Origin of the sequence: Teichococcus aestuarii (genome assembly GCF_042651065.1) — a bacterium.
Classification (GTDB): domain Bacteria; phylum Pseudomonadota; class Alphaproteobacteria; order Acetobacterales; family Acetobacteraceae; genus Pseudoroseomonas; species Pseudoroseomonas aestuarii.
Genome location: NZ_JBHSCH010000117.1, coordinates 1 through 6,755, shown reverse-complemented (window position 1 = coordinate 6,755; position 6,755 = coordinate 1). Strand labels below are relative to the sequence as shown.

Here is a 6,755-nt window from a genome sequence, read left to right as displayed (position 1 = left end):
CGGCGCTGGCGCGGCGGCCGGACGACGCGGTGGCGCTGCGCAACCTGGGGCAGGCGCTGTGCGGGCTGGGGCAGGCGCTGGCGGCGCTGCCGGCGCTGCGCCAGGCCGTGGCGCTGGCACCGGAGGCCGCCGAGACGAAGCTGGCCCTGGCCCATGCCTGCCGCGAGGCCGGCGCCCTGCCCGAGGCCATCCGCATGGCCGAGGCGGCGCTGGCGCACCACGACCCGGACGTGGCGGGGCAGGCGCGCTTCCTGCTGGCGGCGCTGGCCGGCGCGCTGGCCCCGGAGCGCGCCCCCGCCGCCTATGTGCGCGACCTGTTCGACCAGTACGCGCCGCGCTTCGCGGCGGACCTCACCGGCCGGCTGGGCTACCGCACCCCGGCCGCCCTGGCGGCGCTGCTGCGCGACTCGGGGCTGGCGCCGGAGCCGGTGGCGGATGCGCTCGACCTCGGCTGCGGCACCGGCCTTTCCGGCCTGGCGCTCGCGCCCTTCGCGCGGCGGCTGGAGGGGCTGGACCTCTCGCCGCGCATGCTGGCCGAGGCGGCGCGCCAGGGCTGCTACGCCGCCCTGCACGAGGCGGACCTGCTGGACTTCCTGCCCCGCCACCCCGCCGCCTGGGACCTGATCGCCGCCGCCGACGTGCTGAACTACCTGGGCGACCTCGGCCCCGCTTTGGCGGCACTGCGGGCGGCGCTGCGGCCGGGCGGGCTGGCGCTGTTCAGCGTCGAGCTGGCCGAGGGGGAGGCGGGCGGGGAGGGGCCCTACGCGCTCGGCCCCGGGCTGCGCTACCGCCACGCCCTGCCGGCGCTGCGCGCCACCTGCGCCGCCGCCGGCCTGGCCGGCGTGGCGGAGCGGCGGGACGTGCTGCGCCAGGAGCAGGGCGCGCCGGTCGACGGGGTGCTGATGCTGCTCCGCCGCGCCTGACCGGCGGAGTTGAACGGCGCCCCCGCCCCTCAAGCCCCTGTTAACTTCCTGCACCGCAGATTGAGCCACCGTCACCACCGACGGTGACAGGGGACGAGACCGGCCCCGCCAGCAGGAGCAAGACCGGAATGTGTTGAAGCCCCGCACCCATGGGCGCGGCATCGGCGGCTTTCGCCTGCGGCCCGGAGCTTTCCCCTCACATGCCCGGTGCCATCCGCCCGGGTTCCGAAGGACCGCTGTTCATGTCCACGCTTGTGCTCGAACTGCGCCAGGGCGACCTGCTGGTCGTCAACGGCGCCCCGCTGCGCTTCCGCAACCGCGCCCGGGTGGAGCTGACCAGCCGCGCGCGGTTCCTCTTCGGCAAGCAGATCATGACTCCCGAGGCCGCCGACACCCCGGCCAAACGCATCTACTTCGCGCTGCAGACCGCCTATATCGGCAATGAGGAGGAGCGCGAGCGCGGCCTGGAGCTGGCACGCGATCTGATCGCCGAATTCCAGAGCATCACCACCTCGGCCCTGGTGCGCGAGATGCTGGAAAGCGCCTTGGTCCTGGCCCAGCAGGACGAGTGCTACCAATCGCTGAAGCTGGTCCGCCGCGTGATGCAGCACGAGGATGCCGTGTTGCGCGCCGCCGCCGAGCCGCCCACCCGCGCCCATCCCGTGCCGCCATCCGGCGAAGGGGCGGGAGCCATGGCGTGATGCCGCTCGGCCAGACGATCGCCACGGGGGGCGCATCCCTGGCGGAAAGCCGCGCGGCCGAGGCCGAGGCCTTCCGCGCGGCGGTGTCCCGCCTGCGCCAGGCGCGGGCGGGCGGGGTCGGCCGGCGCGCCGCGGCGGTGCGTGCCACGCGCCGGCTCTGGCAGGCCGTGCTGTTGGCGGTGTGCAGCCCGGCCTGCCCCTTGCCGGATGCCCTGCGGGACGGCTTCGGCCTGCTCGGCAGCGCCGTGCTGCGGGAGCTGGAGCGGGAGCAGCCCGACCTGGACTTCCTGATCATGGTCAATGAGCAGGTCGTGGCGGGCCTCGCCACCTATCACTGAGCACGCCTCCGCGGGCATGCAGCCCAGCCCGCCCGGAGGGGTCTCAGCCGGCCTGCCAGCGCAGCCGCCGCAGCAGCCACTCGCGGTAGGCCAGCACGGCATCGGCGGCGGGGCAGAGCGGCGCGATGGTGGCGCGCGCCTCGGCGCCCACCAGGGCGGGGGCCGTGGTCTCCGCCGGCTGCTTCGCCTCATCCTCCTGCCAGAGCAGGGCGGCGCGCCGCCACGCGGCGACGACATCGGCCGAGGTGAGGCCGGGCAGCATCAGCGCCGCGCGCAGCCGCAGCGCCGCGAAGCCCGCCTGTGCCGCCGCCAGCGGCGCCGGGCGGATGGCGGGCAGGGCGCTGGCCGCCGGCACCTCCGGGTTCTCCCGCCGGCCGGGCGTGTCCAGCTCCAGCCAGGGGAGCAGGCGCTGGCGGTCCGCCTGGGCGGCGGCGGCGGGAGCGGCGATCACCATGGCATCGGCCACGCCCTGAGCCAGGGCAGCGGCCGCCGCGCCGCCGGCGATGCCGAACACCGGGATGGCGGGCAGCCCGAGCAGGTCCAGCGCCAGCAGGGCGGCCGCTTCCGGCGCGTCGGGGCCCGGCAGCGCCAGCCGCAGCGGCCGCGCGGCGGTGGGCGCGAGGACGCCCCGCCCGGCCAGCACCGCCCCCTGCCAGGAGACGCAGAGCGGCAGCCAGCCCTCAGGCTGGAACTGGGCGCGGCTTTCCCCCACCAGCCGGGCATGCGCGGCCAGGCCGGGCAGCACGAGCAGGGTGCGGCCGTCGCCCGCCTCCAGCGTGGCGAAGCGGTTGGCGGCGGTGACGCCGTCCGGCCCGCCCAGCGTGACGGTGCGCAGCGCCACGGCGTGCGGCAGGCCGCGCTCCAGCGCCGCCGCCACCCCGCGCGCCCATTGCGCCGCCGCGCCGCCCTCGGGGCCGGGCAGCAGCAGGGTGGCGCTGTCCGGGGCCAGGGAAGCGGGAACCGGAGAGGCGGGAGCCAGGGCGGCGGCGCCCGGCTGGGGCTGGGCGCGCAGCGGCGGGGCCAGGGCCGGCATCAGCGCCGCCGCGCCGGCCAGCCGCAGCCAGGCCCGGCGGCCGCGCGGCGCGCCGCCCTGTGGCGGTGCCGGGAAGGGGGAGTGGATGCCGCGCCCCGCCATGCCGCTCAGTCGTCGTAGGTGGCCAGGGTCTCGACCGGCACGTCGACGCGGGCGCGGCCGTTGAGGAAGCGCAGCTCGATCAGCGTCGCCGCCGCCGGCACCTCGGCGCCGGCCTTGCGCAGCAGCTGGATGGCGGCGGCCATGGTGCCGCCGGTGGCCAGCAGGTCGTCCAGCAGCACCACCCGCTCGCCGGGGCGCAGCGCATCGGCCTGCATCTCGATGCGGTCCTTGCCGTATTCGAGGTCGTAATCATAGCCGATGGTGGCGCCCGGCAGCTTGCGCGGCTTGCGCAGCATGATGAAGCCGAGACCGAGCTCCAGCGCCATCGGCGCCGCCATCAGGAAGCCGCGGCTCTCGATGCCGGCCAGCAGGGTCGGCCGGTAGGGGCGGATGATCTCGGCCAGCCGGTCCATCGCCCCGCGCCAGGCCGGGCCGTCCCGCAGCAGGGTGGAGATGTCGTAGAACAGGATGCCCGGCTTCGGGAAATCCGGCACGCCGCGGATATGCGCCTTCAGGTCGAAATCCTGGGTGCCCGAGGAAGTGCCGGAGGCGGGGGTGAGGCCGTTGTCAGGCATCGGGGTCTTTCAGTCAGCAGGAGGGGGCGGGCTGGGTGGCCCGGCCGGTCGCGGCGGAGACTAGGCGCCCCGGCCCGCCGCTGCAACGCAAGCCGCATGACGGGATGCTGCCGGGGCCGCCGGATCGAGGCTTGGCGAAGCGGCGGCGGCCTGCCAAGAGCAGATTCATGCCGCGCATCCTTCTGGCCTGCCTCGCGGGCTTCTGTTTCCTCGCCCTCTACCTGGTCGTGGTGCTGCGCATCGCCGACTGGATGCTGGGCCTGCACTGGGCGCTGCAGGTGCCCTTCTTCGTGCTGGCCGGCCTCGCCTGGGTGTTTCCCATCCGCGCCCTGATGTTCTGGGCGGCGCGGCGGCCGCGCTGAGGCGGGCAACGGCCGGGAGAAGGCCCCGGGCGGACCGCGCCGCCCGGGAGCCGGAGCCTGCGGCGCCGGTCAGAAGGCGCGGCTGAGCGTCACCATCGCCCGCGCATCGCACAGCTTGGTGCCGGCGAAGCACTCGGCCTTGGAGAGGTTGGTGTCGTAGTAGCCGACCGTCAGGGCGAAGCCCGCCACCACCTCGCGCGACAGCGCGACGGACCAGTTGGCGTAGTCCGGCGCGCCGTAGCGCGGGTTCTTGTCGATCCACTGGTAGCCGTAGCGGCCGGCCAGGGTGACATCGAGCGGCAGGCTGACATCGGCGCCGCCCTCCAGGTAGATGGCCGAGCCGGCCTCGAAGTAGAAATCGGGCGAGTAGGCCAGGGCGCCGACGAACTTCACCGCGTCCAGCGTGTAGCTCGCCTTCGCGACCGCCTCGACGTAGTTGTAATCGTAGCTGCCATCGGGCTTGTCGTAGCCCGGATAGGTGTAGAACACCCCGCCCAGATCCAGGTTCACCGGGCCGAGCGCGAAGCGGTAGCCGGCCAGCAGGTCCAGCTCCTGCCGCGCATTGCTGCCGGGGAAGGTGACGTTGCTGGCGAAGGCGCCGGCATAGAGGCCCGTCTCGTGCTGCACGTCGAGGGTGAGCGAGGCGGCCGGCCGGTTGCGCGTCTGCGAGATGCCGCGGAACAGGTAGTCCGAGGCAATGGCGGGCGTGGCCGTCACGGTCAGGCCGGCGCTCTCGATCGTGGTCTGCGCGGCGGCGGGCAGGCTCAGCGGCAGGATGCCCAAGGCGAGGGCAGCGGCGGAGGCCAAAGGAGACTTCATGGGCAGGTCCCCTCCAGCCGGAAGCCTCGTGCTTCCGGCGGTAACCGGTGCCTTAGCAAAATGTGTGCAACTTTGATGACGTCGGCGCCGCCCTGCGGCGGAATCGGAAAGCCCCGCCGGCCGTCTCCCGGATGGGAGGGGCAGGCGGGGCTTTCCCCGGCCGGATCATTTGGTCGGAGCGAGAGGATTCGAACCTCCGGCCCCTGCGTCCCGAACACAGTGCTCTACCAGGCTGAGCTACGCTCCGTCGTTCCGGCCGGCGCGTCCTCTCGGGCACGGCGCGGCGTATAGCGGCAGGCGCGGGTGCCAGCAAGGGCAGCCGGGCCGTGGCGGAGAAGAAAAAGTCACTTTTCTGCCGCGCCGGTCATGCTGTGATGCGCGCGGGACCGACGACGGAGGGACACAGGACATGCGGATGAGACAGGCAGGGCTGGCCTGCGCGGCGCTGGCGGTGGCGGCGCTGGCGGGCGCCTGGCAGGCCGCTCCGGCCCTGGCCCAGGCGGGCGCGGCCAGCGGCACGGCAGGCGATGTGGTGGCCGAGCGCAAGGCCGGGCTGAAGCAGATGGCCGGGCATCTGGAGGCCATCAAGGGCATCCTCGATTCGCGCGGCGCGCTGGAGCCGGTGGCCGGGCGCGCCACCGAGATGCAGCGCTTCTTCGAGGGTTTCCCCGCCCGCTTCCCGCCCGGCAGCGACACGGGCGACACCCGTGCCCTGCCCGCCGTGTGGTCGGACCGCGCCGGGTTCGAGCGCGCCAGCGCCAACATGGTGGCCGCCCTCGGCAAGCTGCGCGACGCGGCGGCCGCGGGCGATGCCGGCGCCACCGCCACGGCCTTCCGCGAGGCGGGCGGCACCTGCGGCGCCTGCCACCGCAACTACCGCGCCCGCTGAAGGCGGCGTGGGAGGGCGCTTCCCCGGCGCCCGCCCTTAGCCGAGGCCGGCGATGAGCCAGACCGCCGCCACGGCCAGCGCCAGCAGCAGCGCGCCCCGCAGCGGCGGGGCGATGCGCGGCGCCGTGGCGGCCAGGGGCGCGGGCAGCCACTTGCTGCCGGTCAGCATCGGCCGCACCAGATCCTGCCCCTTCACCAGCGCGTAGAGGCCGACCACCAGCACGTGCAGCGCCGCCAGCGCCAGGATCACGTTGAAGTTGCGGATGTGCAGGAAGGTCATCCAGTCGCTGACGGCGGCGGGGGCGTGCGCCGCGAGCGGGCCGCGGGTAAGGATCAGGTCGTCGGCGAAGAGGCCGCTCACCGCCTGCAGCAGCAGCACGGCCAGCAGCGCCAGCACCATCCAGCCGCCGGCGGCGTTGTGGCCCAGCTCGGTGTCCGGCGCGCGCCGGAAGAGGTGGCGCAGATGCGACAGCGCCGCCAGCGGCGAGCGCAGGAAGCGCGAGAAGCGTGCCGTGTCCGACCCCACCACGCCCCAGCCGGCACGGAACAGCAGCAGCGCCAGGATGGCGTAGCCGCTGGTCATGTGCAGATCCATCCGCCCCGTCTCCGCCGTCCACCAGGACAGGCCGAGCAGGCCGACGATCAGCCAATGGGTCAGCCGCACCCAGCCATCCCACACCTGCACGCGAATCCGTGTCTCGTTGCGCATCGCAGCCTTGCTCCCGTGGCCTGTGGCGGGGCAGCATTCAGCAATTCGCCGGTCCCTCCCCGCAAGGGGGCCGGGAGAGGGGCGGCGCCCCGGCTGCGGGAAGAATGCGGGATCGCCAGGTGATGCGAGCATGACGGATCGGACACGCCTGTCCCTGCTGGGGGTGGCGGGGGCCGCGCTGGGCGGCGGCCTGGCCGGGTGGCTCATGGTCGCCGCGCCCTCGTCCGGCCCGTCATGGCCCGCCGCCTGGTTCGCCCCGCCGGCGCCGGCGCCCCTGTCCGGCGCGGCGCCGGCCCCGGCGGCGG

The 6,755-nt window shown here is 74.9% G+C and carries 9 protein-coding genes and 1 tRNA gene; 5 read left to right on the top strand and 5 right to left on the bottom strand.

Going from position 1 to position 6,755, the window contains the following annotated elements:
• The 3 genes from ACFOY6_RS23435 to ACFOY6_RS23425 all read left to right on the top strand — a co-directional run.
• Positions 1–923 (top strand): class I SAM-dependent DNA methyltransferase (locus ACFOY6_RS23435; RefSeq protein ID WP_379652400.1); only part of this gene is annotated, 923 nt, incomplete at its 5' end.
• 242 nt (positions 924–1,165) lie between these two features.
• Positions 1,166–1,624 carry a flagellar biosynthesis repressor FlbT gene (locus ACFOY6_RS23430; RefSeq protein WP_109516248.1) on the top strand — a complete coding sequence of 153 codons (459 nt, stop codon included), beginning with the start codon at positions 1,166–1,168 and terminating at the stop codon, positions 1,622–1,624.
• Positions 1,624–1,962 (top strand): flagellar biosynthesis regulator FlaF, encoded by a 339-nt coding sequence (locus ACFOY6_RS23425; RefSeq protein ID WP_379652399.1) that lies wholly within the window; start codon positions 1,624–1,626, stop codon positions 1,960–1,962. The genes ACFOY6_RS23430 and ACFOY6_RS23425 overlap by 1 nt, the downstream gene beginning before the upstream one ends.
• A 43-nt stretch (positions 1,963–2,005) precedes the next feature.
• Here the strand turns inward: ACFOY6_RS23425 and ACFOY6_RS23420 are convergent, their stop codons facing one another.
• Both ACFOY6_RS23420 and ACFOY6_RS23415 read right to left on the bottom strand, forming a co-directional pair.
• A complete protein-coding gene (locus tag ACFOY6_RS23420; RefSeq protein ID WP_379652398.1) occupies positions 2,006–3,097 on the bottom strand; it encodes a hypothetical protein in 1,092 nt (363 codons plus the stop codon).
• Between the two features lie 5 nt (positions 3,098–3,102).
• A complete protein-coding gene (locus ACFOY6_RS23415; RefSeq protein ID WP_379652397.1) occupies positions 3,103–3,672 on the bottom strand; it encodes an adenine phosphoribosyltransferase in 570 nt (189 codons plus the stop codon).
• Positions 3,673–3,839: 167 nt separating this feature from the next.
• Here ACFOY6_RS23415 and ACFOY6_RS23410 point away from each other — a divergent pair, with 167 nt between their 5' ends.
• Positions 3,840–4,034 carry a DUF2842 domain-containing protein gene (locus tag ACFOY6_RS23410; protein WP_181378033.1) on the top strand — a complete coding sequence of 65 codons (195 nt, stop codon included), beginning with the start codon at positions 3,840–3,842 and terminating at the stop codon, positions 4,032–4,034.
• A gap of 69 nt (positions 4,035–4,103) precedes the next feature.
• Here ACFOY6_RS23410 and ACFOY6_RS23405 read toward each other — a convergent pair whose 3' ends face one another.
• A complete protein-coding gene (locus ACFOY6_RS23405) occupies positions 4,104–4,853 on the bottom strand; it encodes a TorF family putative porin (protein ID WP_379633178.1) in 750 nt (249 codons plus the stop codon).
• Positions 4,854–5,023: 170 nt separating this feature from the next.
• Positions 5,024–5,100 (bottom strand) — tRNA-Pro (locus ACFOY6_RS23400).
• A 162-nt stretch (positions 5,101–5,262) separates the two neighbouring features.
• Here ACFOY6_RS23400 and ACFOY6_RS23395 point away from each other — a divergent pair.
• A complete protein-coding gene (locus tag ACFOY6_RS23395; protein ID WP_379652396.1) occupies positions 5,263–5,742 on the top strand; it encodes a c-type cytochrome in 480 nt (159 codons plus the stop codon).
• 36 nt (positions 5,743–5,778) lie between these two features.
• Here ACFOY6_RS23395 and ACFOY6_RS23390 read toward each other — a convergent pair whose 3' ends face one another.
• Positions 5,779–6,450 carry a cytochrome b/b6 domain-containing protein gene (locus ACFOY6_RS23390; RefSeq protein WP_379633182.1) on the bottom strand — a complete coding sequence of 224 codons (672 nt, stop codon included), beginning with the start codon at positions 6,448–6,450 and terminating at the stop codon, positions 5,779–5,781.
• Positions 6,451–6,755 lie beyond the last annotated feature (305 nt).